Annotated in this window: 22 protein-coding genes, 1 tRNA gene and 1 pseudogene; 8 read left to right on the plus strand and 16 right to left on the minus strand. The window is 39.6% G+C overall.

The genetic code is table 11. The features are described 5' to 3' along the window. Positions 1-192: hypothetical protein (locus tag H6G75_RS32810; protein WP_206757382.1), on the plus strand; the 192-nt coding region annotated here is incomplete at its 5' end. A gap of 152 nt (positions 193-344) precedes the next feature. On the opposite strand, the gene H6G75_RS28675 is transcribed toward H6G75_RS32810, so the two are convergent. The 9 genes and pseudogenes from H6G75_RS28675 to H6G75_RS28715 all read right to left on the minus strand — a co-directional run bounded on the left by H6G75_RS28675 (position 345) and on the right by H6G75_RS28715 (position 6,911). Beyond that, positions 345-689 (minus strand): XisI protein, encoded by a 345-nt coding sequence (locus H6G75_RS28675; RefSeq protein WP_190983296.1) that lies wholly within the window; start codon positions 687-689, stop codon positions 345-347. A gap of 130 nt (positions 690-819) precedes the next feature. Further along, positions 820-1,164: pseudogene (locus H6G75_RS28680) on the minus strand (element excision factor XisH family protein). 195 nt (positions 1,165-1,359) lie between these two features. Then, positions 1,360-2,679 (minus strand): DUF58 domain-containing protein, encoded by a 1,320-nt coding sequence (locus H6G75_RS28685; RefSeq protein ID WP_190983297.1) that lies wholly within the window; start codon positions 2,677-2,679, stop codon positions 1,360-1,362. Positions 2,680-2,725: 46 nt separating this feature from the next. Further along, entirely contained in the window at positions 2,726-3,169 is a 444-nt protein-coding gene (locus H6G75_RS28690; RefSeq protein WP_190983298.1) for a type II toxin-antitoxin system VapC family toxin, read from the minus strand. 2 nt (positions 3,170-3,171) lie between these two features. Then, positions 3,172-3,444 carry a DUF2281 domain-containing protein gene (locus H6G75_RS28695; RefSeq protein WP_190983299.1) on the minus strand — a complete coding sequence of 91 codons (273 nt, stop codon included), beginning with the start codon at positions 3,442-3,444 and terminating at the stop codon, positions 3,172-3,174. 66 nt (positions 3,445-3,510) lie between these two features. Continuing rightward, positions 3,511-4,461 (minus strand): MoxR family ATPase, encoded by a 951-nt coding sequence (locus H6G75_RS28700; RefSeq protein WP_190983300.1) that lies wholly within the window; start codon positions 4,459-4,461, stop codon positions 3,511-3,513. A 236-nt stretch (positions 4,462-4,697) separates the two neighbouring features. Continuing rightward, on the minus strand, positions 4,698-5,786 hold the full coding sequence (locus H6G75_RS28705) for a DUF4350 domain-containing protein (protein WP_190983301.1): 1,089 nt from the start codon (positions 5,784-5,786) through the stop codon (positions 4,698-4,700). Between the two features lie 3 nt (positions 5,787-5,789). Continuing rightward, positions 5,790-6,422 (minus strand): DUF4129 domain-containing protein, encoded by a 633-nt coding sequence (locus tag H6G75_RS28710; protein ID WP_190983302.1) that lies wholly within the window; start codon positions 6,420-6,422, stop codon positions 5,790-5,792. A gap of 6 nt (positions 6,423-6,428) precedes the next feature. Then, positions 6,429-6,911 carry a DUF2243 domain-containing protein gene (locus H6G75_RS28715; RefSeq protein ID WP_190983325.1) on the minus strand — a complete coding sequence of 161 codons (483 nt, stop codon included), beginning with the start codon at positions 6,909-6,911 and terminating at the stop codon, positions 6,429-6,431. A 263-nt stretch (positions 6,912-7,174) separates the two neighbouring features. Here H6G75_RS28715 and H6G75_RS28720 point away from each other — a divergent pair, with 263 nt between their 5' ends. The 3 genes from H6G75_RS28720 to H6G75_RS28730 all read left to right on the plus strand — a co-directional run bounded on the left by H6G75_RS28720 (position 7,175) and on the right by H6G75_RS28730 (position 11,493). Continuing rightward, positions 7,175-8,674, plus strand: coding sequence for a bifunctional UDP-sugar hydrolase/5'-nucleotidase (locus H6G75_RS28720; protein ID WP_190983303.1), 1,500 nt, complete (start codon positions 7,175-7,177; stop codon positions 8,672-8,674). 342 nt (positions 8,675-9,016) lie between these two features. Then, positions 9,017-9,586 (plus strand): LemA family protein, encoded by a 570-nt coding sequence (locus H6G75_RS28725; RefSeq protein ID WP_190983304.1) that lies wholly within the window; start codon positions 9,017-9,019, stop codon positions 9,584-9,586. 32 nt (positions 9,587-9,618) lie between these two features. After that, a complete protein-coding gene (locus H6G75_RS28730) occupies positions 9,619-11,493 on the plus strand; it encodes a DUF3137 domain-containing protein (RefSeq protein ID WP_190983305.1) in 1,875 nt (624 codons plus the stop codon). A gap of 184 nt (positions 11,494-11,677) precedes the next feature. On the opposite strand, the gene H6G75_RS28735 is transcribed toward H6G75_RS28730, so the two are convergent. After that, positions 11,678-12,304 carry a hypothetical protein gene (locus H6G75_RS28735; protein ID WP_190983306.1) on the minus strand — a complete coding sequence of 209 codons (627 nt, stop codon included), beginning with the start codon at positions 12,302-12,304 and terminating at the stop codon, positions 11,678-11,680. Positions 12,305-12,480: 176 nt separating this feature from the next. Here H6G75_RS28735 and H6G75_RS28740 point away from each other — a divergent pair, with 176 nt between their 5' ends. Then, positions 12,481-13,785: an O-acetylhomoserine aminocarboxypropyltransferase/cysteine synthase family protein gene (locus tag H6G75_RS28740; RefSeq protein WP_190983307.1), complete on the plus strand. Its 1,305-nt coding sequence runs from the start codon at positions 12,481-12,483 to the stop codon at positions 13,783-13,785. Positions 13,786-14,099: 314 nt separating this feature from the next. After that, the gene (metX, locus tag H6G75_RS28745; protein ID WP_190983308.1) at positions 14,100-15,188 is read left to right on the plus strand and encodes a homoserine O-acetyltransferase; all 1,089 of its coding nucleotides are present in this window, start codon (positions 14,100-14,102) and stop codon (positions 15,186-15,188) included. A gap of 2 nt (positions 15,189-15,190) precedes the next feature. Here metX and H6G75_RS28750 read toward each other — a convergent pair whose 3' ends face one another. The 4 genes from H6G75_RS28750 to H6G75_RS28765 form a co-directional block, all read right to left on the minus strand. Continuing rightward, on the minus strand, positions 15,191-17,404 hold the full coding sequence (locus H6G75_RS28750; RefSeq protein ID WP_190983309.1) for a tetratricopeptide repeat protein: 2,214 nt from the start codon (positions 17,402-17,404) through the stop codon (positions 15,191-15,193). 308 nt (positions 17,405-17,712) lie between these two features. Next, the gene (psb34, locus tag H6G75_RS28755) at positions 17,713-17,892 is read right to left on the minus strand and encodes a photosystem II assembly protein Psb34 (protein ID WP_190983310.1); all 180 of its coding nucleotides are present in this window, start codon (positions 17,890-17,892) and stop codon (positions 17,713-17,715) included. A 204-nt stretch (positions 17,893-18,096) separates the two neighbouring features. After that, complete coding sequence (hetF, locus tag H6G75_RS28760; RefSeq protein ID WP_190983311.1) at positions 18,097-20,580, minus strand: cell division protein HetF; 2,484 nt, start codon at positions 20,578-20,580, stop codon at positions 18,097-18,099. A gap of 237 nt (positions 20,581-20,817) precedes the next feature. Next, positions 20,818-21,369, minus strand: a complete 552-nt coding sequence (locus H6G75_RS28765) for a GNAT family N-acetyltransferase (RefSeq protein ID WP_190983312.1) — start codon at positions 21,367-21,369, stop codon at positions 20,818-20,820. Between the two features lie 332 nt (positions 21,370-21,701). Between H6G75_RS28765 and H6G75_RS28770 the strand changes: the two genes are divergently transcribed. Beyond that, positions 21,702-23,303 carry a DUF4419 domain-containing protein gene (locus H6G75_RS28770; protein WP_190983313.1) on the plus strand — a complete coding sequence of 534 codons (1,602 nt, stop codon included), beginning with the start codon at positions 21,702-21,704 and terminating at the stop codon, positions 23,301-23,303. Between the two features lie 269 nt (positions 23,304-23,572). After that, complete coding sequence (locus H6G75_RS28775) at positions 23,573-24,073, plus strand: DUF1772 domain-containing protein (RefSeq protein WP_190983314.1); 501 nt, start codon at positions 23,573-23,575, stop codon at positions 24,071-24,073. A gap of 13 nt (positions 24,074-24,086) precedes the next feature. On the opposite strand, the gene H6G75_RS28780 is transcribed toward H6G75_RS28775, so the two are convergent. Further along, positions 24,087-24,171 (minus strand) — tRNA-Ser (locus tag H6G75_RS28780). 109 nt (positions 24,172-24,280) lie between these two features. After that, on the minus strand, positions 24,281-25,201 hold the full coding sequence (locus tag H6G75_RS28785; protein WP_190983315.1) for a TIGR04168 family protein: 921 nt from the start codon (positions 25,199-25,201) through the stop codon (positions 24,281-24,283). Between the last annotated feature and the right edge of the window lie 369 nt (positions 25,202-25,570).

Genomic DNA, 25,570 nt, shown 5'->3' on the forward strand with positions numbered 1-25,570 from the left:
TACATCTTAACGCATATTACTGCAAGTTTTTTTACTCATTTTACCCCTTTTTCTTCCACTTTATTTCTGTTTTCTCCACCTGAAACTCTTGATGCTTCTATCTTTCGCCATTTTTCATCAAGCCCTAATTATTGGTTAGGCTTGCGTCTACATCTGCGGTTAATTATTCTTCTGTTTACCTTACTAGAGTAAGAAACGATATATAGCAATCCTATCTGAGTTGTGAACAATATTCTTTTTAACGAACCGCAAAGGACGCAAAGGACACAAAGAAAGAGAAGAAAGAGAATTTCACAAATGATTTAAGATTGCTATATTACGTTTATTTATAACTTTGACAAAAATTACGATACTACAGAAAAGTCTGTATACTGCCTCATCTGTGGTTCATGAAATGCCAGCACAATATCGTCTTTAGGAACTCCTGCACGAACTAAATCAGTTCCAATGCCTTCTTCAGTCCAATCTTCTTCAATCCAGAATCTGCCATCACGAATCCGAACATAGACAGTAATACCAGAAATGCGTTCTCCATTTTGCCAACCGAGATTCATCCAAATATAATTATTCTGTGATTCATCTACAATCAAAAATCTCTCTATATTTGAGTTGAAATGGCGGTTACTCAGTTCTACATACTCAGTTAAAATTCTCTTAATTAACTTAGGATACTCTGTTAATTTATCCATTGTTGAATCTCCTCTGTTTCTATAGCAATCCTAAATCATTTGTGAAATTCTCTTTCTTCTCTTTCTTTGTGTCCTTTGCGTCCTTTGCGGTTCGTTAAAAAGAATATTTTTCACAACTCAGATAGGATTGCTATATGTCTACGACAATAATTGGAAGTCTATGCTTATTGAGAATGAGTTGAATAATATCCTGGGAAAAGAAAGTTTTGTATACAACTTTGCTGATAGCAATATATAATTTACGGTCTGGTGCTGTTTCTTCTAGAAGATAACGGTAGATGTCATACTGACCAAGAGCTTCCTTTAAATCTTGTATTTTTGATGTACCAACAAAGCTTTTGACTTCCACAACCAGCTTTTATTCATCTCGTTGGGCTGCAATTGGACGTTCAGCACCCAGATCAGCATATAGTACAGTTTTTCGATACTGAATTATGTAAGGGTCATCTGTAATCACCCAGCCATCTTTTATCAGCGCATTTTTACAGAGTTAGGACTTACGCAATAACCCTCTCAAATCCTGTTGACTTCGTGTCCTTTGCGGTTCGTTTTTTCATGATTTTGCGTAAGTCCTGAGAGTTATGGATAATGTCTAACTTAGGCATATTTTTAATATAAGTCAGCCTCTCTATTTATCGGCGTAAAACTCTAAAATAGTGCAATTGACCATTCATAATTGATTCCTTGCTTTAAGTTGCAGATATCTTTCAACTAACTGGTCAGTAATTTGATTTGCTGGCGCATCGAGTACCAAAACACCTTTTTGTTTTAATTGAGCAAAGGCTACTTGGCGTTGTGCTAATAAATCTAAAGCCACAGCACGACTGTAAGCAGCTGTAACTTCTTGAGTAAATGTGTGCGCTAGATGATCAACTTGGGGATCTCGCAAAGTGACACAGAATGGTAGATATCTTGGTGCTAACCGGGAAAGTGCAGCTAATAATTCCGTAGAAGCAGTGACATCAACTAAATCGGTGATGACAACTACTAAAGCGCGGCGAGTTTGCCTTTGTACTACATTGGTAACAGCCCCTAAATAATCAGATTCGAGTAACACTGGTTGAATGGGAGTGAGATAATCAATTAACTTACCAAGATGAGATTGACCACGTTCTGGTGCAATCCATGTGTGCATTTGGCGGTCAAATACACCCACCCCGACGCGATCGCCCCGATGTAATCCAGCTAACGCTAATGATAAAGTAGCATTTAAACCCCAATCAAATCGCTGTAAGCCTTTGACTTGTGCTGTCATCAGCCGACCACGGTCTAATAAAATAATCAAGGTTTGTTCTTGTTCTGGTTCTAATACCCTCACCAAAGGCGGTGTATTCCCAGTAGTTCTCCTGGCGGTGGCTTTCCAATCAATAAAACGTAAATCATCACCAGTGTGATAGTTCCGCAGTTCTGCAAATTCTGTACCGATACCCATACGGCGAGATTGGCGAATGGAACCTGATGATTGTAAGGTGAGGCGAATAGAGAGCGATCGCAACCCAATTAAATCAGGATAAACTTTGACTGAAACATTTTGCGGTATTTGCCAATTATGCCAAGCTAACCCCCAAGTTCCCAACTGTCGCACTTGAATATTTCCCCAAGGAAATTCGCCGCGTTGTCTGGGATGGACAGTATAAGTTAATTCTTGGGTAGTGTTAGCGGGAATAGTGGCGCTGAGTGTTGGGGTAGATACGCCAAATTCTGGGGGATAGTAATCACGAATTTGAATAATTGCGTCAGTGTTTGCGGCTGTTACCGTCAACATTACCGGATTATCTCGCCCAATTGATAAGCGTTGCGGTAAGTCGCGCTTGATTTGCACTCGTAATGAACGGACTCGTAACCCATCCACCATCATCAATATCAGAATAATGGCATCAAATAATAAAGTGATGGCGATGCTAACGGGAATGGTGAGGAATAAGGATAGGATGGGTGCGATCGCAATTCCCGATATCAAGAATAAATAAAGTCGTTGAGAAGGAATCATTTTTTATTTAATTTTTTTGCTAATTTTTGGAAGTATTTTTAGAAATCTAAACCCAACTTTCCCAAGGAATTTCTCTTACTTGTTGCATTCGCTCAAAGTCACTATCACATGAAACAATTATCAATGAATGGCGTAAGGCTGTCGCAGCTATCCAGAGGTCATTTTCACTAATTCCGATAGTATTTAATTGAGTTGTGCTACGTTTAGTTTTTTCTTTGGGGCCAAAATGTTTGATTAATTCAGATTTAAAGTCACCGTAAATTTCTGTAGTTTCTTTATCAATTCCATATAAGTTAATTCGCTGCAAAAACGAATTTATTTTGATTAAGTTAGCAGCTTTCTGTTGGGAATTTTGTGCCATAAAGCGTAACTCTCCTGCAACAATGACACTAGTAGACAGTTGTATTTGACCGAGCGATCGCAGGTGATTGGCAACACTAGGTACACCCTCCATTAAAAAGGAACAATGATTGGTATCAAGAAGATACATGATTACAATTCAATTTGCATCCGGTTTTCATGAACTAATTGCAGACATTCTCGGATGTCTGAACCTTCCCAACTCCCAACAAATTCTAATAAATCTTCGGCAGTAGAATTAGTAAAATTATTTTCTGCCGTAAGTAGTTGAGAATCTTGGTTATTTACTGATATATTTTCTGGCTGGTGTTTAAACTGCAAAAACTGAATAAAATCTAAAATTTCCTGTAATAAAGATTCAGGTAATCTTTCTATTTCTTGGTTAATTTGTTCTTTAATTGTCATTTTTACCTCGATTGTTTATCCAATTGTAAGCTATTAATTGTCTTATCAATTTTCAGTATTCACCTTTTATCTTGGTACTTGAACTTGATTGATTACCGACGCGATAATTGCATCAATTTGTAACCCATCTAGCATAGCTTCTGGTTTAAGAAGTAAGCGATGACGTAACAAAGGTGAAGCTACAGCTTTCACATCATCTGGCGTGACAAAATCGCGTCCGGCTAACCAGGAGGCGGCTTGGGATGTTTGCAACCAAGCACCAGCCGCACGCGGTGATGCACCCAAAGCTAAATCAGGAAATTGACGCGAGGCTCTCACTAAAGCTAAAAGATAATCGATAATTTTTTCAGATATTTGTACTTGTTTAACTTCTTGGCGTGCTTGTAAAATATCTGCTACGGTTGCGACAGGGTTTAAACTAGAAATATCTATACGTCGCGCTGCAAAACCGGCTTGACGATTGAGTAACATTTGCTTTTCTGCGGCTTGGTCGGGATAATCTACTAAGAGTTTGAATAAAAACCTGTCTAACTGCGCTTCTGGTAAAGGATAAGTCCCTTCAAATTCCAAGGGGTTTTGTGTCGCAATTACCCAAAATAAATCCGGTAAAGGTAAACTTTCACCATCCAAAGTAACTTGCATTTCTTCCATTGCTTCTAACAGCGCCGCTTGGGTTTTAGGAGGAGTGCGGTTAATTTCATCTGCTAGTAACACTTCGGTAAAGACTGGCCCTTTCTTTAAGGTGAAACTACGACTATTTAAATCAAAAATATTTGTCCCTGTAATATCGGAAGGTAAAACATCTGGTGTGAGTTGAATGCGGCGAAAATCACCTTGAATTAACTGCGCTAACACTTTGACTAAAAGTGTTTTACCTGTTCCGGGTACACCTTCTAAAATTACGTGTCCACCTCCTAACAATGCTATTAGCAACTGCTGGATGAGGCTTGATTGTCCGACGATGATTTGATTTAGTTTTTGTTCTAGAGTAATTAAGACAGAATGGTTTTGGCTCATAATTTTTAAGAATAGATTATTATGACAATTATCTACTGAGTTTTAATTGTTAGGCTTGTCACTTAACCATACAATACGGCAATTTAGGCAAAGTACGCGGATTTGATAGTATTTTGCCTGGCGCAGAGGAACCAGTGCGTTGTGCGAGTTACTCGCGTTGTAGCAACTGACGTTAAGCAAATAATGAGAGTTTGAAAGATTAGATTTTAATTTTCATCCTCGATATTCAGCAATACCTATTTTGGGATTTCCTTTAGGGTTTGCCATTTAGCCAACCAGCTTAACAGTTCTCGTTCACTTATGCGTTGTTTGCGGGTAGATAATTTTAATACTGCGTCGAGTTCGGCGGGACTTTTACCAGTTTTTTCTTGCCAAATTTGTAATAATGCTTGGCGTTCTAGAAGTATTGTGCCTAATCCTAAAGATTTTTGTAGTTGTATTTGTTCTTCTTTACCTAACATATTGACAACAAAATCTGTAGATTCGGCTTTTTCTAATACTCCCGCTAGTGCTTGGATATATGCTTGGCTGTTATCTATAACTGGAGTTTCTAAGGCTATTGGTTTACCAAAGCGTTGATTTTTCGCCCAAATTAAAACTAATAGTAAAACTCCTGCTTGAACCAGTGCAGGGAATAGTGGTGTTTTGGCAAAGTATTTGAATAAGCTGCCTTCACCTTCACTTTCTTTAATATCAGCATCTTTGTAACCGTGAATATATTCGTCTACAAATAATTTTTGACCTTTTTGGTTAACTAAACTAGCTAGATATTGAAAGTTACTTAAATTATCTTGGTAGGCATTAGCCGCTAAATAGGGAGTAGCTGAGTAAATTACTTTACCTTTATCAGATTTTTCTTCCCAAACAACAGCACCAAAGCGATCGCCTAAAGATATACTTGGTTTTTCTACTTTGATATTACGTCGTTTTGTGGCAATTTTAATATCCCCAACATCTGATTTTTGCAGAGAGTTAAATTTGGCTTGGGTTACAGGTGTTTTTACACCTAAAATTACTAAATTATTGCCTTTTGCTAACCATTCCTGTTCATCAAATAATAAATCCTCTTCTCTAAGAGGACTCATAACTCGCAGTAGGGTAACTGGTGTTTTTTCTGGTTGAAAATCTTCTAAAGGCTTTTGCCAACGCTGGATAGTAATACCCTGCTGCTGCATATAAGCATACCAAGCACCATAGCCATCGGGAGACCGACTATAAGTCGAGCCACTGTAAATTTTTGTATTAGGAGCAGCAAAGACGCTGAGTATAATAATGACAGCAAGTGCGATCGCTCCTATCCAAGCAACACGATTTGATTTTTTCATACATTAACTGCTGAGTGCTGAGTTGTGTTGTTGATTAATAATTTCTTGATAGGCTTGCTGGCATTGTTGATAATTTTCTGGCAATATCTCAGCATTACCGAAACATAATTGTTCGTGGGTAGTAATCAGAGTTTCGTAAGGTTGAACTGGGGTGACAGTTGAACGTAAAACCTGCAAATATTCGCCATCGGTGCGGCTAAATTTATGGGGAATGAGTTTAGTATCATGTAAGTGTTGTAAGATTGCCAAGTACAGACAACGGCAAGCTTCACGATAATTACCTTGGCGGTAAAGTGCTTGCGATCGCTCTAGCCATAATGCTACGGATAAATCATGATCGCCATTTTTATCCCCAACATTCGCATTATTATTACCCATAGATAACCAAGCATAGATATATGGACTGAATTCTTGCCATAAACGCCAAAGCACGAAAGCCAAAAATAACGCAAGTATCAGCCAAAATAACAAAACTAGCAAATGACTCAACCAAGGACTAATTTTCCAGTCTGGTGATAAGTTTGGTAAAGAATTCTGAAAGCGGTCAAATTGGTATTCTATCGATTCTCCAATTTGTTGCTGGAATTGAGACAATTGCCAACCCCAGCTAGTTTTTTCAAAGCCATCAGTAGACATAAATAACTAGTAACTTTTGTTGCTCTTTTGTAGCATTATCCAGCCAACTAATACAAGCAACGCACCAAATACAAGAAATCCCAAATCCCAAGCTAACTGATTTGTCCCTGGTTTCACATGATGGATACCGAGAATTTGATGGTCAATTATGCCTTCAATTACATCAAATAATCCTGCACCGATTAGTATAGAGCCAAAAAAGGTGGATGATGACCAATCAACATCATTACGCTTGCCAGCACGCCATAACAAGATAATTCCTGTTACAGTCAACACAAAGTCTAAGACATGAAATAATCCATCCCAGACCATATTTAAATCTATATTTGAGTCGTTAGTCAAAGGCTTAACACTACTAAGCATGTGATGCCATTGCAGAATTTGATGCAAGAAAATTCCGTCAATAAAGCCACTTAAACCCAGTCCTAAAATAATTCCCGCAACAATCAGTGGTTGCTGTTGATACAGAAGTTCACTTTTACTCACAATTATTAACCTTATATAGAAGTTGCGTTATTACAATAAATTTTTATCTCAGGGATATCTTCTATCTTTTGGTATTACCTGAGTTTTCAGATTTTCTATTACTTCTAAACAAGATACCCGACTTCTTAAAGAAGTCGGGTATCTGAACCTCACGATATATTAAGTAAATATTAAATATTCAAATGTATATTTGATTTGTAAAATATACGTCATGGCTTGACAAAACTCATCAATTATTAAGATATAAAATCCACCAATTACCAAATATGAAACTTCTATCGCCAGGATGCAGTATAGTTTTACAAGTATTAGCCACAGTTACTTTTGCAACTCCGGTATTTGCCGAAATTGTCAATATTAACTTATTGCAACTCAATGATGTCTACGAAATTACGCCAGTGGAGGGGGGAACTCGCGGTGGTTTGGCGCGTGTCGCTACTGTCAGAAAACAACTGCGCCAAGTAAACCCACGCACCTATACAATTTTGGCTGGAGATTTTTTAAGTCCTTCGGCTTTGGGAACTGCCAAAATTAACAGTACACCTTTAGCTGGACAGCAGATGGTAGCTGTACTCAATGCTTTAGGTTTGGACTATGCAACCTTTGGTAATCATGAATTTGACCTACCAGAAAATTTATTTTATCAACGATTGCAAGAATCGCGGTTTCGGTGGTTTTCTGGCAATGTATCAGATAGTAAAGGTCAACCTTTCAAAAATGTACCCAGGTCGATAGTATTTAATGTGAAAGGCGATCGCGGTGCTGTTGTCAGAGTTGGGTTAATTGGTCTCACCATCGATAGTAATAAAGCAAATTACGTCAGTTACACAGACCCCTTAACGGTAGCCAAACAGCAGGTAGCAGCACTGAAAGGAAAAGTGGATATTTTGGTAGCTGTGACTCATTTACCCATAGAGAGCGATCGCATACTTGCAGAAACAATACCAGAAATTGACCTCATCCTCGGCGGTCACGAGCATGAAAATATTCAACAATGGCGGGGACGAGATTTTACACCCATTTTTAAAGCTGATGCCAATGCACGTACAATTTACATTCATCAACTACGCTACGACACCACAAAGCGCAACCTACAAATTAACTCTCGTTTAATGCCAATTACCGATAAAATCCCCGAAGAACCAAAAACAGCACAGGTAGTTAAACAATGGCTAGACAAAGGTTTTGCAGCATTTCGCGCCAATGGTTTTGAACCTAATCAAGAAGTAGCTAAAATCTCGCATCCTTTAGATGGTTTAGAATCAAGTGTTCGCAACAAATCTACAGAACTTACCAAGTTAATTGCTGAAGCAATGTTGCAAGAAGTCCCAAATGCAGATTTAGCTATCTTTAATGGCGGCTCAATTCGCGTTGATGATGTCATTCCGCCAGGATCAATTACTCAATATGATGTCATTCGCATCTTGCCTTTTGGTGGTAAAGTTGTAGCTGTAGAAATGAAGGGCGAATTATTAAAAAAAGTCCTCAAAAAAGGTCAAGAAAATAAAGGTACTGGTGGTTATCTCCAAACAGCACAAGTTACTCAAGAATCTAATCCAGAAAATTGGTTGATCAATGGTCAGCCTCTTGATACAGAAAAATTTTATAAAGTTGCTATTAGTGATTTCTTAATTAGCGGCAAAGAACGAGGATTAGATTTTTTAAATCTTCAACAGCCAGACATTAAGCTAATTTCTGAAAAACGTGATATTCGTTTTGTCGTCATTGACCAATTAAAAAAACAAGCAAATGCTCTAACTCATTGACTAATCATCGCAAATCGGAAGAAGTACGTAATTAGCTTGTAAAGGTAGAAAAAATTATTTATAAAACACATCTTGAATCCTTTCGACTACGCTCAAGACAAGTCGCTCAATGCTCGGTAGCCTTACTAAAATAGGTTTGAGCGCAGTCACAGTATCCACACTTGTTAATCTCAAGTTAGGTTTAATTTATTCCTTCTACTAATAGTATTTCATTATTTATACTGAACCCAGCCAGAATTTTATAAAGTAATTACTCAAACATACTGTTCTTTATAGATATTAATAAAGATTAAAATCTAAACAAGTTGAGTTAAATACTATTTAGATATTGAAGTTACCAATATGTCTATTTCACCAGCTTTAGTAATATTTACTTTCTGGCTGATAACTGCTTTTATATTTGCCAATCTCTATAATAAACTAATTAAAAGTAAAAATCAGGTTGATTACGCCTTCTCTACAATTGATGTATTGTTACAAAAAAGATGGGATTTAATACCTAATCTTGTAGCAGTTGCCGAAAAATATATGCAATTTGAGCAGAAAACTTTAACAGAAATTGTCAGACTCAGAACTAAAGTAATCTCAGAACGTGTAAGTGATAGTACAAGAGTTACAATAGAAGACCAAATATCGAGAAATTTAGATCATCTGATAGTTGCAGTCGAAGCATATCCCGAACTCAAAACCAACGAGCATTTTATTCAGTTACAGTATTCACTAACTGAAATCGAGGAACAAATTTCCGCCGCCAGAAGATTCTATAACAGTGCTGTCACTGAATATAACAATACCGTTGAAATGTTTCCTACAAATTTGTTTGCATCTTGGATGAATTATCAGTTAAAGGTACAATTCCAAATTTCATCTCAAGATAAACAAAGTGTAAATGTAAGAAATCTATTTAGCTGATATCTTAGACAATTTCTAATAACTAAAATTCCATGCCAACTGATTTAAAATTGTTCCAGTCAGGATTGGAAGCCTTGAAGCAAAAGCGTTATGCAGAAGCAGTCAGTTTCTTGGAAAGCTTTTGTCAAATCTATGAAACAATTCCTGAGATTGAATGTCAGGAACTTTTTGAAGCACAAGCAGCATTAGTGAAAGCATATCACTTTACTGGACAACACCAAGAAGCGCGGTTGTGCTGTCAAAAGTTAGCAGAAAGTAATCATCCACAAATTCAGACTTGGGCGCAGCAAATTCTTCAATCTTTACCTACGGAATCTTCAGTAACAACTCCCATAGTTCTAAATCAAATACTCCTCACAGCCGAACAAGCCGCCAAATTACTAGCCACAGGAAGTAAAGCACTCAGATTTCGCCACTATGCTGAAGCTGTTCAGGCTTTAGAGGAGTTCTGTCAAGGAACTGATGCAGGATTCAAGGATTATTATCAAGGGCAGATGTGGCTAGTTAAAGCTTATAAGGGAAATGGACAATTAGAAGATGCGATCGCACTTTGCCAAAAACTCACTAATATTGATCAAGAAGTAACCCAAATCTGGGCTAGACAATTTCTTCCGACGTTATTACCATCAACTTCTCAGTTACAGTCTCAAACCGTACAGCCAGCAGAAAAAGCTGCTCCTGTCAAAATGACAATGAGAAGTTTATCTGAATTTAAAATCTTTTGTCAAAATAATTTATTAGAAGATTTAAAAGAATTTGAATCGGTTAGGAAACAAACAATCATCTCAGTTTCCTTGGTCAGTACCGTTATATTTATCATATTTTGTTTATTAGTCAAATCCTTTCCTTTAGAATATATTATTTTTTGCATTGTTCAAAAAGTTACCTTACCATACTTCCTCATCTTTTTATTTTTATTTGGCTTCTTGGCTTGTTTATGGGGATGGATTGCTTTTTATACTTCTGCAATAGAAACTTACACTCATGGATTTAAAACCAAAATCATTCAAAAGATTTTTGATTTTATTAACACTAATAAAACTTTGAATTATGCTAGTTACGCCTCAGAAGATGACAATCAGTACACTCTGTCTGCTTTCATTCATAGCCAGATTTTTCAGCCCTTAATAAAGCCAAATAAAATCCAGCAACAAGAATGTATCTTCGGCACAGTTAATGAAACGCCTATCTTCTTTTCAGAAATTTGTACAGAAGTAGAATTAAAACATCGTTGGATTAAATATCTCACTTTTTCCCAACATTTAAAGATGTTAAGTTCAATGATGATACCTCCTGTTGTCATCAGAATGGTTTTTGGATTTCTACTACCGCTATACTCTATATTATTAGTAACAAAGTTAATTAAAAGTATTCCTTATATAATACTAAGGATATTAAGAGGGCAACAAATCAATTATCGACATTTTGAAGAAGAAATTTTGCGAAACGAAGTTTCTCGAAGAACCGTATTTAAAGGACTGTTTTTTCAAGCCAACTTTAATAAAAAAATTAGCGGCAAGACTATAGTTTTACCAAACTTCGCAAATACCAATCTTAACGCCTTAAATAATAGAAACGAACAACAAATTAAACTAGAAGACCTGGAATTTAGTAAATTTTTCACAGTCTACGGAGATGACCAAGTAGAAGCCAGATATATTTTATCTCCAAATTTAATGACCAAGCTAGTTCAATTTAGAAAAAGAGCCAAAAAGAATATTTATGTATCATTTGTCCAAAATATGATTTACATAGCGATTGAATATGCAGATGATATTTTTGAGCCTAAACTTTTCAAAAAAATGTTAAGCCTTACCCCAATGCGAGAATATTTTGAAACTATAAATCTCATGTTGGATATTGTGGAAGACTTGAATCTCAACCGACATATTTGGGGGAAAAATTAAGAGTAATTAAGCAATAAAACTCTTTCATCCTTAAACTCTATCCCAACAGATATAGCAGTCCTAGCTTATCTTGGCGCTCTACCCTGCGGGAAGCCGCTTGCGCGTCTAAGGCGACTTGGCGGTTCGATATTTTTCACAATTCAAATAAGATTACTATAATACTTATGCTTCATTTCTACATAGCCTAATTCGCAAGAGGAATATTTTCTCTGGTGAAATATACCTCTGTTTGAGTACCAAGAGTATCAAGCTGATTACTACCTGTATTGACAATCACAGTCGATGCCGTAATTTTGGGGAACGGGTATAAATGAGAAAGATAAATTTTGTCATTAATAACTATCTTTCCTAAAGAAATGCGAGTCAGCTTATTTATTGACTCAACTTCAGCATCTCCATTGCGATAACACAATCTGCCAAAAGCTAAAGCCGTTGTTTGTGCAGGAACTTCCAGCAAATAAAAGTAGTCAGGACGTAACCGCTCTTTCCAACTATCATCACCGCCTTTACCTATGTATTGAATCGATGATGAATCTATTTTTGTCCATGTTTTTGGAGAAAGCCCTTTAGGAAAAATAATGACTTTAATTTCTCTTTTACCATCAAGAGAAACTTTTCTAGTAAATGTGCCGCTATGCCAATAAATTCCTAATTCATCATAATCATTAACTTTGACTTCTGTGAGAGGTTTAGCATTACGGCAAACCTGAGCGCGTCGATTATCTGGCGCTTGCAATTTAACCCACAGAGTTAGACAAAGCACAACTAAAAAAATGGGGACAAAAATCTTTAAAAATCGAGTCAATTTCATCGAGATGATTAGCGTAGGGATGATTGACTCTGTTATAGCCAATCATCCATTTGGGTTGTTGACTGCGGAGAGTTAACGGTCTAACAATTTTTGATTTTCAATTTGGATGCTAAAATACTAAAAATCGATAGTTTTATAGTACTTTACTAAAATATATTGCCTGTCTGTAATTTTCTATGTCTGAAAAATATCGCTTTGAAACTTTGCAAGTCCACGCGGGACAAGAACCAGCAGTAGGAAGTAATGCCCGTGCTGTACCGATTTATCAAACAACTTCTTACGTCTTTAATGATGCCGATCATGGGGCGCGGTTGTTTGCTCTGCAAGAGTTTGGCAACATTTACACGCGGATCATGAATCCGACGACAGATGTGTTTGAAAAGCGCATTGCAGCCTTAGAGGGAGGTGTAGCAGCATTAGCCACCTCTAGTGGTCAGGCGGCTCAGTTTTTGGCTATCAGCACGATCGCTCAAGCCGGAGATAATATTGTTTCCACCAGTTTTTTATATGGGGGAACCTATAACCAGTTTAAAGTTTCTTTACCACGTTTGGGAATAAATGTCAAATTTGTCGAAGGCGATGATGTAGAGAATTTTCGTCAGGCGATCGACGATCGCACAAAAGCATTATATGTGGAAACTATTGGCAATCCCCAATTCAATATTCCCGACTTTGCAGCATTAGCCCATATTGCCCATGAACATGGTATTCCCCTGATTGTTGATAATACCTTTGGGGCTGGTGGCTATTTAGCTCGACCCATTGAACATGGTGCAGATATTGTAGTTGAATCTGCAACTAAGTGGATTGGTGGTCACGGTACTTCTATTGGTGGTGTAATTGTCGATTCTGGGAAATTTGACTGGGGTAATGGCAGATTTCCTATATTTACTGAACCATCACCTGGTTATCATGGGCTGAATTTTCAAGAAGTATTTGGTGTAGGTAGTCCCTTTGGTAACATTGCCTTTATTATTCGCGCCAGAGTAGAAGGCTTAAGAGATTTCGGCCCCTCGTTAAGTCCATTTAACGCATTTTTATTATTGCAAGGATTAGAAACACTTTCTTTGCGTGTAGACCGCCACGTTTCCAACGCTTTAGAATTAGCCCAGTGGCTAGAACAACAACCCCAAGTAGCATGGGTAAATTATCCCGGACTTCCTCATCACCCCTATCATGAGCGAGCCAAAAAATATTTGAAACATGGATTTGGTGGCGTATTAAATTTTGGCATCAAAGGCGGACTAGAAGCAGGTAAAACCTTTATTAATCATGTCAAATTAGCAAGTCACTTAGCGAACGTGGGTGATGCTAAAACCCTTGTCATACATCCTGCTTCCACCACTCATCAACAGTTAAGTGATACAGAACAAGTTTCTGCTGGTGTGACACCTGATTTAGTGCGTGTCTCTGTGGGAATTGAACACATTGATGATATTAAAGAAGATTTTGAGCAAGCATTTCAAAAGATTGGTCAATAGTCAATATTAAGAAGTAAAAAGTCAAAAGTCAAAAGTCAAAAAATAATCCCCATAAATAAATTTAGGGGATTTAATAAGGAAGTATTATTTCTCGCTCTATGGGTATCGAAATAAATGTTCCTATTTCGTTCCATAAATGAATTTAGCGCGAAGTCACAGCGCAGGAAACCAGCGACCTGAACTTCGAGTATAGAGGAAGGAGCTTGTGACCCTTATTCTTTTTCTTTCTTTTGCCTTTTAACTTTTTACTTTTGCCTTGTTTGGTCATTGGTCAACAACCCCTCTGCAACAACTTCCCACCTAGTTAGTATTAGATGAATTATCAGGACTTCATTTCACCACAAACGGAGTATTATCATTTACCAGTGCCATTTGAGTTAGAAGGAGGCGGGGTTTTAACTGGGGTTCAGGTTGCTTATCGGACTTGGGGAAAGTTAAACTCAGCAGGTGATAATGGAGTACTGATTTGTCATGCTTTAACTGGTTCGGCTGATGCTGACGAATGGTGGGAAGGTTTGTTAGGTGCAAACAAAGCACTAGATAGCGATCGCGATTTTATTATATGTAGTAATATTTTGGGCAGTTGCTACGGTACAACAGGAGCAACTAGCATCAATCCCCAAACCGGAATTCCTTACGGTGCATCATTTCCAGCAATTACGATTCGGGATATGGTGCGCTTACAAGCTGTATTAATTCAACATTTGGGAATTACATCTTTACAGCTAGTCATTGGTGGCTCACTAGGTGGAATGCAGGTACTAGAGTGGGCGTTATTATATCCAGAAATTGTACAAGCGATCGCACCCATAGCTACTGCTGGTAGACATTCAGCTTGGTGTATTGGTTTAAGTGAAGCCCAAAGACAGGCTATTTATGCTGATCCTAATTGGCAAGGGGGTAACTACACACAAGAACAACCACCCAGCCAAGGACTAGCAGTAGCAAGGATGATGGCGATGAGTGCTTATCGTTCTTGGCAAAGCTTTACAGAACGTTTTGGACGACAATATGATGATGTGGCTGATCAATTTGCGATCGCTAGTTATCTACAACATCATGGACAAAAACTAGTGCAGAGATTTGATGCTAATACTTACATCACTCTCACCCAAGCAATGGATAGTCATGATATTGCTCAAGGTCGAGACTATAAATCTGTTTTGCAAAGCATTAAACAACCTGCTTTAGTTGTGGCTATTGATTCTGACATTCTCTATCCACCAATAGAACAACAAGAACTCGCAGATTTAATCCCTAATGCTCAACTAGGGTGGTTGCAATCTAGTTATGGTCACGATGCTTTTTTAATTGATACAGCCGTTTTAAATGAGCTATTGATTAACTTTCGGCAATCTTTAAGTTTAAAAACCTTCTCTGATAAGCTAATCGGCACATCATAAATTTACAACTTTGCTAAAATTTCTGGTAATAATTGACCAGGCACTTTTGATAAAGCCAAATTTTGTCCTTGAATGCCTAATTCGTTGTGGAAGGCGCGGATTGTTTTAACTACATAAGCAAAGGTGGTTTGATAAGCTTCTGGTTGTTTGCTTAATCCGTTTAAGGCTTGTAAATGGTGATCTAATGCTATTTCTAAATGGTGCGATCGCGTGGGTTTATCGCCATTAAAATAACTATCTGTAACTAACTGATAATGGGCTAATCCTAAATTATTATGAGCAGCAAACAAATCAAAGCTTAATGGTATCCCATTCAAAGAATGCGCCAATGCAATGGCTTCTTCGTAAGCAATAATTGATAATTTGAGTAACTTTTGCTTGCTTTCTTTTGTGGTTTGCGGCAAGTTTGCAAGATGCCAATAAGCTGTGGCTAAATTATTTTGGGTGGCGGCGCAAGCACTGGGAACATTGGCGGCGGTGCGATATTTTAAAGCTTCGCAGTAAACATCAATAGCTTGCTGAAGATTGTCGGCGGGTTGTTCATATTGGGCTAAATTCCAAAAGGCAGTGCCGATATTATTTTGAATCATGCCGTATTTGAGTGGTTCTTGTTCGGCATTATAATGAGCGAGTGCTTGGTTATAAGCGGCGATCGCTTTTTTCAGATGCACCACTGGTTGATTATATTGCCCCAAATGCCAGTAAGCTGTACCTAAATTATTTTGGCAAGCCGCATATTTCAAGCTATCCATTTCAATAGTGCGGTAAGCCAAGGCTTCTGTATAAGCTAAAACCGCCTGTTGCCAGTTTTCCGCAGGGTGAGAAAATCTCGCTAAATCACCGTAAGCTGTTCCCAAATTATTCTGCACCCGCGCATAAGTTTCTGGGTGAGTCTGCGGTGAAATCATCTTCAACGCCAACTGATAAAATTCAATTCCCTTTTCAATGTAATTTTGTCCCGCCTCAACATTGGGTGGTGTGCGGTACAACATCCAATACAATGTACCTAAATCATTGAGAATATCAGGTAATTGTGGTGATTGTTCATCGTAGGCGATCGCTTCTTGATAAGCTAAAATTGCCACCATCAAGTTTTCTAGGGTGGAATTGCCTTGTTCAATTCGCAGGCGATATAAGTTACCCAACTGATGATAAGCGGCTGCCAACTCTTCTTTTGCAGCTTGCTTGATGTGTAATTCTTCAATGGCTAATAAAATTTGTTGCGGCTGCCAATTATCCTCTTCTTCTTGATTAACCTTGGCATTAATCGTGGCTAAGACTAACTCTGTTAACTCCTGACTAATATGTGATAAGGAAGACAGAGAGATATTAGTAGTTTCTTCAACTTTAACAGCCGATTGTGACTCATGCTTAATAAATCCCGGCGGTGGTGGCGGAATTTCTAGAACCCTACTAATCTGCTTTGCTGGTGTTTCTGTGGGAACCGTACCATAACCATTTTTGCCAAATTTGGGTTCTGGGGGCGGTGGGGCTTTGGGTGGAGTATCAATTGTTGATTCGTTGACACTAGTCCCTTCTAAATTTCCAAAATCCAAATTTTTGGAATTAGAAACACGTTCGGGATAATTGACATTACGCTTTGCAGGTGAAGGTTCTCCCGCAAAGGTAAATATTCCCGTACGCCAACGCCAAAACTGGGGTGCAGACTGCTGAATAGCTGATAACCAAGGACGCGATACCCACAACAGCACCGTCGATTCGAGAAACCCGCTAGATTCTTGGCTAGAAAAAGCTTCGTCACAAAGGCGCAGATAATGTAAAAATAACCGTTGAACGGCTACGGGCTGCTTAGTTAGCTGTTCTACGCCAACAATTTGAAATGTCGGTACTGGCAAAGGCCTGCCAGGGTGATCTTGTGATGCACCAACAATTGGCGGCGGATAATTAGCCAGCCATTGATTTATTTGGGCTACAGGATTAGGCTCATTTAAATTTAACCGCAAAGTTACTAATCGCGGATAAGCCGGAGTGCTGCTACTTTCCTGTCCATCTTGGGGTTGATATAAAACTTGCCCCACTGGATAAGCCAAAGTGGAGTGTAATCTCGCTGCTACTTGATTTCGCAGTTGTAAATCGTCACATACGGCTAAAAAAAGTTGTCTTCTTAAGCCCAAACTCAGGGCAAGTTTCAAACGGTGATATACTTGCCGATTCCAAGCAAAATTATCGTGGTGTGCTGAATCATTCACGCTCATGGTGGCTCAACAGCCAAAAAACATTGTACATCACCGGATCAAAGGTGCAATTAGGTTGATCTAGTCCGGGGTAATCTTCCCACAGCCCTAGATGACCACGCAAGTGGCTTACCTAGTTGCGATTCTTCTTAACTGAACGTTATTTAACTATGACGGCAATTGTCAAGCACAAACTTAAAATTTCATGCTTTGACGCATCAATATTCTGACTTGAGACTGTTGACATGACAAAGAAAAAACAGGTTCCCTGACAATGAAAACCTGCAACACCACCAAAAATTAAATTTTTTTCCCAAAAACAGTGTTAATTAACTGAGAGTAGAAACCGAAAAGGCAACAAAAATTAAGCCGCCGACTAAAACTGTCGCGGCGACACCAAGGATAATGTAGTTACGCTTCTGCTCTGCTGTTGGCGGTTCTGCTCGATAAACCTTTGGCTCTTGGGCAAAATTGTTAAGACGACCACCTTCTTCATTCGTGTAGGGCATGAAGTAATTCCTTAAATTCTGAACATTATTATTTAATGTTACAAATACTTATCTGTTCTGCTCTCACTCTCAGAGACAATTTGTTACATTTTCAGGAATTACTCACGAAGATTGTTGGTTAGAACTGGGTTTAAGGGTTTCTTGGCTTTTCTTAATCTAAAATCCAGAATTTAAAATCTAAAATTATTCTGCTTCCTCCTAAAATCACTCAGTTTTTTGTTGTAAGAGCGATCGCCAATCAGTAATTGCGGACTCTGCCCATAGCCAATTGTTACTTAATTTATTTACTTGAAAGTTTACAGGGTCTTGGGAAATTACCAGTTGACGCAGCTTAATCGCTTCTTTCATATATTGCTCTTGTTTGGAAGCTGGTTGAGTACGTGCTGATTTATACAGCCCCAACGCTAAACCTGCGTAGGATGTCAAAGCATCTTGGGGAACTGGAGCATTCTGTACAGAGAGTGAGGCATTATAGGCAGATTTCTGCTGATTTAAAGCTAAATTCAGACCCTTAAACCAAGCATCATTAGCTCTGGTAACATTGCCTTCTGCATAATAAGCAAATCCCACAGCATTGTTATATAAAACTGAATTGGGTTCAGCTTTGACAGCCGTTTCCCAAAAACGGCGGGCATCATCAATGGTATATTTTCTATCTCCCGTTTGAATTAACTGCCAAGCTAGTCTGCCTTTAAAAAAGTTGAGTGCAGCATCATTCTCTTGTTTCGTCGGCACAACATTTAAGGCAGTTTGGGCAGATTGCAGTGCGTTACGATTTAATAATTCTTCCACAGCCACCAACCCAGCCGACAAGTCTCCTTGGCTTAATTTTTCGGTGGCGCTAGTTGCAATCACGCCTGTGGGACTGGTTTGGAGGTTGATTTTAGAATTAATTTCGTTAGATAAAGATTGCTGAACGGGAATTTTGGGGATATCAGCAAATATTGGTGCGCGTCGAGTTTGCCACCACCAACCAAAACCAATCAAACTAGCGATCGCACCTGCCCCTACAATACCCCAAATGAGTCGTGTATCTAAGCGGCGACGTTTTGGTTGTGATGTGGGTAACGATGCCAAATGTGGGTTACTCCACTCTTTATCCTGACTCGGTGCAGTGTCCTGGGACGTTGTGTTGGTGTTTCCCCATAATCCTGGTTGATTAATGGGCGTAACTTCACTACTGATTGGTTTAGCCGGAAAAATAGGCTCGTTGTGGTTTGGGACATCACTTTTTAGTGGTGATTGACCATTGTTGTTGACTGAATGCTGATCTAGCTGGCGAAATAAATCGGAAACAATTGCCGAATCTTCTGCATAACTAGGGTCATCATATTCAATTTCATCAACTAAATCGCCCCAAGTCTCTTCACCCAACCAATCTAAATCCCCAGCCCCATTACCCAAATCTGGCATCATTTCATCAATGGGTAAAGATATCTGTGCTTCATCAGTCATCACAGAATAAGCTGTGGTCGAAGTTGCCTTGATACTGCGGCTACTTTCTGTCAGCGATTCTGTACTGGTAAAAGTTGGGAGTTCTGTCCCCAGAAAACCATCAAATTCGGGTTGGAGATACAAAATTGGTAAAGCCCAATAAGTTTGGTGGGAACCATAGGCCGAGATTAATCCCTGACGCACTCGACTCACACATAAATCTACTGGATACCCTTGACTGAGGTTGCGGTACAAAAGCTGGGTGAGGGTGAGGGCAACTTCATCAGGGATGCGTTCTGACATTGCTAAAACGCATTTAATTCCGCGTCGGACTAAACTTTCAGTGAGATTACGTTCACCAGTGTCTTCTGTCGCGTCAGTTGTAGCTGTGTATGCTCCCCAACAAGAGTTAAACACAGCCATTTGAATATTATTATTGACAAGTAACCCAGCTAGGTCATCGCCTGTGAGGGTTTCAGTTAAACCTGTTCTGCTACTAACGAGATAAATTTCGCCACCGTTGGGGCCTAAATTACTATGACCAGAATAATGGAGAACTTGGTATCTACCTTGTTCCAGAGCTTGGGTTAATTCTTCTCTGCCTGGTTGATCTAAAATAGTCAGTTCAATTTCTGGTAGGGGAATGCTACTGTCAACAGCGCGAGCCGCATGACGGTGTAATTCGGCTTGTAGTCTTAGTGCTTCTTGTTTCAACAAACCCAGGCGCATTTGGTCTGTGGGGGATGCCAGCACCATTAAAACCCGCACTACACCATCTTCAGATAATTGTGGTAAATTCCTGGATGGCAGACGACCAGTGTTGAGAATGCCGCTTTGGTAGCGCGAGAACGCCACATAAGGCCCAGTAGCTAAAGGCCGATCGCCTGCGTGCATGACTTCCCAAGGTAAACGTGCTAATCTATTGTCCTTGAGACCTAACCGCAAGCGCAGTACTTGTTGATGGTTTTGGGCAATGCCTTGAGCAGTAATCCAGCTATCTCTGAGAGTGCCATGAAACAGGGCATTATAAAATTGCTGACCCAATGCCACCAAGTTTACAGAGTTTCTGGCGATCGCATCACCCTGTAACACCGACTTTAATGGGTCATTCATCAGATGTCCTGCGGCTGCTAACCAGTCAGCTACAGGCCAAGTTACCAGTTCTTCTGCCAATGGCACCCCAGGCGCGACTTGTTCCGTTCGCACCAAGTAGTCATTCTGCCCTACTGGAGTTACGGAAATGTGAAATTCCATACAAGTAACGCAATCTCAGTATTTTTAGCTGTCAAACCCTCATTCATACTCAATAGATGCCCGAACCTGGATTTTTGCTTTTGAACATTAAACTTTAGTATAGGCCTACACTAAATCTTCATGCTCAAACAATGCTCATTCCTAATTATGACAACTGGAGAACATTTTTAGTTGCAAAATCAAGCTGTTTATTTTCTGTGATGACGCTCATACATAGCAGCGTCCAGGCATGAGCAGTCAGGAGTCAGAATAAATGCCGAGTTTTTTATTCTCATCTCCAGCTTTTTTCCCAACCTGATACCAATCTGTGCGGTTCAAGCGATAAACCAAGCATTCATCATCACCAAATCGTCGGGACTCCACCAGTTGAAAACCAAGATTTTCATAGAAGCGGTGAACACGGGTATTACTAACCAGTGGATCAACCAGTACAGATGTCACCAGTGGATCAGCAAAACATCGTGCCAGTGCCAGTCGCATCATTTCGGTGCCGTAGCCTTTACCCAAATCAGCTTCTTCTCCAATCCAAATATCAATAGCACGAAGATTCGCTGGCACATCTCCCCAGTAGTGGCTATCTTCACGTAGAGGATCAATGATTTGGATAAATCCAATGGGACGACCATCAATTTCCGCAATTAATTGCTCTCGCCATTCAGGAGTGCGGTTCAGTTCTACTTCCCACCCCCAATCATCATTAGGATCTGATTCAATTACGTGAGGTTGTTCATCCCAATGTCTTAGCAGATTCAAATCAGCAATTGTAGCAGGACGAAGGTTGATGCTCATTGAATTTACTTTCTTCGCTTCTTTTGAAGACTACCGCAAAATTTTGCTAGTGGCACAAGAATTCTTCTGTAATCTCTGCCAACTTTGTGCAGCCTGGATATGCTCTCTACTTTTGTCAATACGTAAGTTCTAAATTTTCTAAAAAATGGCATAATTCCTTTTTTATATATAGAAATAACTAAGGGATTTCAAGAAATAAATTATCCAATCTTGTGGGGTGGGCTTCTAGCCCGCCCTTGGCTAGGGGCGGACAAGATGTCCACCCCACAAGAAAAATTGTATGTTTTTTTATTTGGAAGTCCCTAACACTAAAATCTAGCCAGAATTAGCTTATGTCAGTAATTGCACCTATCTTGGAACAAACTGTCGGAAATATTCGCTTTTGTGTTGATAATGTCAAAAAAGCTCAGAAACAATTACCCACTGAAAATGCCAAATTACATTTAGAGAAGCATTTAGGAGAACAAGTTCTGGCATTCAGCCATAATGATACGTTTAAAGTACTTCAAGATAAAGGTACTCATTCGTTGGCGTTTGCTGTTCATGCGGCTTTTAGCAAACACCATCCGTTATTATTAACACCTGACATCATTTGGATAACTTTAGCTCAAGGATTTGCTCAACATATTAACAATCATGCAGAAACTTTGCGTTCGCGTTTTGTGCATCACCAAGGTAAGCAAGAACTAGTAGTTGAAACCTTACAAATCCCCCAGAAATCCCAGGACTGGAGTGACGCAATCCAAAATTGGGCATTACTGATCCGCGACAACGTAGGCTCTGACCTATATCGATTGCTGGAATGTAACTTCAGTACTACGACACCCATCACTCGCACAGCCAGTCATGTCGTGATGATGAATACCTTCCAAAAGTATTTTGACTACGCAATGACTTGTATCTGTGGCATTCCTGAGATTACGCTGCTGGGTACTGTAGAAGATTGGCAAAGTATTTGCGATCGCATCCAAGTCATGGCTGAGTATGACTTAGACTGGTGGACTGCTCGCTTAATGCCAATCTGTCAAGAGTTTGTAGAAACTGCTTCAGGTAGACCATCACTCTTGTTTTGGCGCAGTATCTACAAGCCTCAAGCTGTTTATGGCGGTGAACTAATTACTGGCTGGTTGAGCGATTTGTTTCCTTATATTAAACATTCAGTAACTAAAGCTCCCTCAGTCAGAAATCCTGTTCTGGAAATAGATCGCTGCTCCTTACCTAACGGGGAATCATCCTCCGAACAACCGTTTAGCCACGAAACTCACGGTATTAGTACTGATAGCTTGCCTTTAGGAATCTCTCAAGCTTCATTTCGTCTTCAATTGGCAGACTCGAAAGAATATTCTTTAGAACTAATCGCTGGTTTCATTGGCGTTCGTCAAGATTCTCAATCACAAACTTTACAACCTGAAATTGGTTGGGGTGTGCGTGAACGTAACAACGATTTTGCACAGTTACTCAACAAAGTTCAACAGCAGCACCTGACACAACCGCCAATTAACTGGTCTGACTTTCATAAAAGCCACTTCTCCGAAACAGTTTCTAAAGAACATATTGAAATGCTAGAGCGATTCGATGGCGCGACACTTTACCCTAATAGCGGCCATTTTTGGCAAATTCCTCAATATAGTTTCCATAAAATTTACAAAATTTCTCAACCAAATTCTTGTACCTGTTATGCAACTCATCTGATGGATCTTGAAGATGGTCGCTGCATTGCTTACTTCTGTGATACGCTCAAAAGCGAATGTCACATAATTTTGGGACAGCCCATTTTAGAGAGCAATCAGTTTCAATCTCCTGTAATTATTGCTAATAGCATTTCAGAACTTTTTGAGCGCATATTTCAAGCTCAGGGTCATTACTACTTTGATGATTCTAACTTTGAGGTTGTCCAATTCAAGTATGAATTACAGCTTTGGCCAGAAGACTAGTAGCGGTCTCAATACCGTTCGGTTAAGATATCTCTTCGTTGAAGCAGCAGGGGAGCAGAGGGGCAGGGGAGAGGTACTGTCAATTCTCCCTTGCACCCCTACACCCCTGCACCCTTGCTTACCTTGACAAGTAAGTTCCTTATCCGAACCGTATTGTATGCACCCCTGCTTCCTGCCTGATTACAACAACAATTATTTACACCGACCTACTTAGTGGGATAGGTTCCAGATTTTTCTAAGCTCAAGGGAATGCCTTTGAAGGAGTGTTTATGACAAATTTTGACCACTTGCCTTTTGCATTCAAACTTGGCGCTACCTTGGGCTGTGGATTAGTAGCAGGAGTATTTTTTGCCTTTTCGACTTTTGTGATGAATGCACTGGCTCGACTTCAACCAAAAGCAGGCATTGTCGCTATGCAGGCGATCAATATCACAGCGATCAATCCGTTGTTTATGGTGGCACTTTTCGGCACAGCTTTGGCTTGTCTGGTTTTGGCGATCGCTTCATTTTCTAAGTTACATCAACCCGGTGCAGCTTACTGCCTGTTTGGCAGCCTAATCTACTTAATTGGCACTGTTGGGGTGACGATCGCCTTTAATGTACCTCTGAATGATGCCTTGGCGATCGTTAATCCAGATAGCATCGAGGGCGCAAATGTATGGGCTAAATATCTGAGCGACTGGACATTCTGGAATCATATCCGCACAATAGCTGCACTTGGGGCTACTACATTGCTGACTCTTGCCCTTTGCCAACCAACAGGGCGATAAGTACCTCAAACAACGGAGAGGGGGAGATTCGAACTCCCGGAACCTTTCGGTTCATCCGATTTCAAGTCGGACGCAATCGACCACTCTGCCACCTCTCCAGTAAAACTGTCTAGCTATTGCTTACCTGATGGTCTTTGGTGAGCCAAAAAGCTGACAGATAATACTATATCTTACATCTACGCAGGTTGCACTACTCACAGCAAATGTCTAAGATTCACTGGGTGAACCAGCATATAAAATTTCCTCTGAGATGATCTGAAAATCTTGGCCTACCCAAACTAAAGCCGCTTTTGTAACTACTCCTGCTTCTAAGTGAACAATCGAGAAATTCCGTTGCTTGTGTCCTTCATTTTCGATAATTCTGGGGACGCTGGCTGCATTTAAGTAAATTGTACCCTCTGGACTTTTAAACACTGATTTGCGTAGCTCTTTTTTGGTGTGGCGGAGATTATGGTGCATGTGTCCAAAGGTAACAAGGGGAATGGTTTTACCGATGGTGAGAGTTTGAGAAATAGCTGCGGCAAAATCAGGATCACCAAAGTCGCCGCCGATGGGATGCCAATCTTTACCACAAGGGTCTTCGGGGCGATCGCCTAATCCACTCGGCCCGTTGTGACCCAAAAAAATAATTGCTTCACCAGCCGCACTTTTAACCGCCCCTAGAATTTTAGCGGCTGATTCTTCAAAATTTGCTACGCCATAACGTTCTTTGCAGATATCGGCAAATCTCCATTCTGGGCCTCCCCAAGTAAAAGGACGACCGCCTACAACGGTTAAATTCCATTGGGGAAAATCTAGCTGGCTGTAACCGACATGGGCTGTATCCAGTAAATCTAGTTGTTCTTGCACCCAGTCTTCTTTTGTGCGATCGTAGGGACATTTTTTCCGTCCCCATTCTGTAGCTGTGTACCAAGCATCGTGGTTGCCCATAACTGCTGCTTTGGGGATATCCAGGGATGCGATCGCTCTCACCACTTCCACTGATTCATTGCCAAAATCTCCCACAAATAGCACTAGATCCACATCCAAGTGCTTGAGTGCAATGGCATCATCCACTTCCCATTGGTCGTGAATATCTCCAACTACAGCAATTTTGAGAGTTTGTGATGGTTTTTTCTGACTGGTCATGCCGCTTTCCTTGCTGTCTATCTCCAGCATAGGAAACTCAGGGAAATTTTGACACCATCTTCGCTACAGTGTCGAGAAGAACAATTATTGAAGAAGTCAGGAGTCAGAAGTCAGGAATCAGAATGCAATCAGTGGGGAGAAATATCCGCCAATCGAATAAAATTACCACCCTGAATTATTCTGTAACTATATTGAGTATTAATTACTCTTTTTCCTTTAATTAATAGTTTAATTTAAAGTTCTAGCTTGATTAACTAAACACTAAATTTCTTAGTTTTCAAATAAGTTATTATTTGCTGACTTGAGTAGGATAACCGTACAGAATGGGGGCGCAATCTCTACCTGATAAATACCTGTTTGGGTGGATAC

This window comes from Nostoc sp. FACHB-280 (assembly GCF_014697615.1).
In the GTDB taxonomy this organism is placed as follows: domain Bacteria; phylum Cyanobacteriota; class Cyanobacteriia; order Cyanobacteriales; family Nostocaceae; genus Nostoc_B.

Excerpts from the sequence above, each read along its gene's own strand:
- H6G75_RS28675 (WP_190983296.1), bottom strand. The coding sequence starts at position 689 with ATGGATAAATTAACAGAGTATCCTAAGTTAATTAAGAGAATTTTAACT.
- H6G75_RS28685 (WP_190983297.1), bottom strand. The coding sequence starts at position 2,679 with ATGATTCCTTCTCAACGACTTTATTTATTCTTGATATCGGGAATTGCG.
- H6G75_RS28690 (WP_190983298.1), bottom strand. The coding sequence starts at position 3,169 with ATGTATCTTCTTGATACCAATCATTGTTCCTTTTTAATGGAGGGTGTA.
- H6G75_RS28695 (WP_190983299.1), bottom strand. The coding sequence starts at position 3,444 with ATGACAATTAAAGAACAAATTAACCAAGAAATAGAAAGATTACCTGAA.
- H6G75_RS28700 (WP_190983300.1), bottom strand. The coding sequence starts at position 4,461 with ATGAGCCAAAACCATTCTGTCTTAATTACTCTAGAACAAAAACTAAAT.
- H6G75_RS28705 (WP_190983301.1), bottom strand. The coding sequence starts at position 5,786 with ATGAAAAAATCAAATCGTGTTGCTTGGATAGGAGCGATCGCACTTGCT.
- H6G75_RS28710 (WP_190983302.1), bottom strand. The coding sequence starts at position 6,422 with ATGTCTACTGATGGCTTTGAAAAAACTAGCTGGGGTTGGCAATTGTCT.
- H6G75_RS28720 (WP_190983303.1), top strand. The coding sequence starts at position 7,175 with ATGAAACTTCTATCGCCAGGATGCAGTATAGTTTTACAAGTATTAGCC.
- H6G75_RS28725 (WP_190983304.1), top strand. The coding sequence starts at position 9,017 with ATGTCTATTTCACCAGCTTTAGTAATATTTACTTTCTGGCTGATAACT.
- H6G75_RS28730 (WP_190983305.1), top strand. The coding sequence starts at position 9,619 with ATGCCAACTGATTTAAAATTGTTCCAGTCAGGATTGGAAGCCTTGAAG.
- H6G75_RS28735 (WP_190983306.1), bottom strand. The coding sequence starts at position 12,304 with ATGAAATTGACTCGATTTTTAAAGATTTTTGTCCCCATTTTTTTAGTT.
- H6G75_RS28740 (WP_190983307.1), top strand. The coding sequence starts at position 12,481 with ATGTCTGAAAAATATCGCTTTGAAACTTTGCAAGTCCACGCGGGACAA.
- metX (WP_190983308.1), top strand. The coding sequence starts at position 14,100 with ATGAATTATCAGGACTTCATTTCACCACAAACGGAGTATTATCATTTA.
- H6G75_RS28750 (WP_190983309.1), bottom strand. The coding sequence starts at position 17,404 with ATGAGCGTGAATGATTCAGCACACCACGATAATTTTGCTTGGAATCGG.
- psb34 (WP_190983310.1), bottom strand. The coding sequence starts at position 17,892 with ATGCCCTACACGAATGAAGAAGGTGGTCGTCTTAACAATTTTGCCCAA.
- hetF (WP_190983311.1), bottom strand. The coding sequence starts at position 20,580 with ATGGAATTTCACATTTCCGTAACTCCAGTAGGGCAGAATGACTACTTG.
- H6G75_RS28765 (WP_190983312.1), bottom strand. The coding sequence starts at position 21,369 with ATGAGCATCAACCTTCGTCCTGCTACAATTGCTGATTTGAATCTGCTA.
- H6G75_RS28770 (WP_190983313.1), top strand. The coding sequence starts at position 21,702 with ATGTCAGTAATTGCACCTATCTTGGAACAAACTGTCGGAAATATTCGC.
- H6G75_RS28775 (WP_190983314.1), top strand. The coding sequence starts at position 23,573 with ATGACAAATTTTGACCACTTGCCTTTTGCATTCAAACTTGGCGCTACC.
- H6G75_RS28785 (WP_190983315.1), bottom strand. The coding sequence starts at position 25,201 with ATGACCAGTCAGAAAAAACCATCACAAACTCTCAAAATTGCTGTAGTT.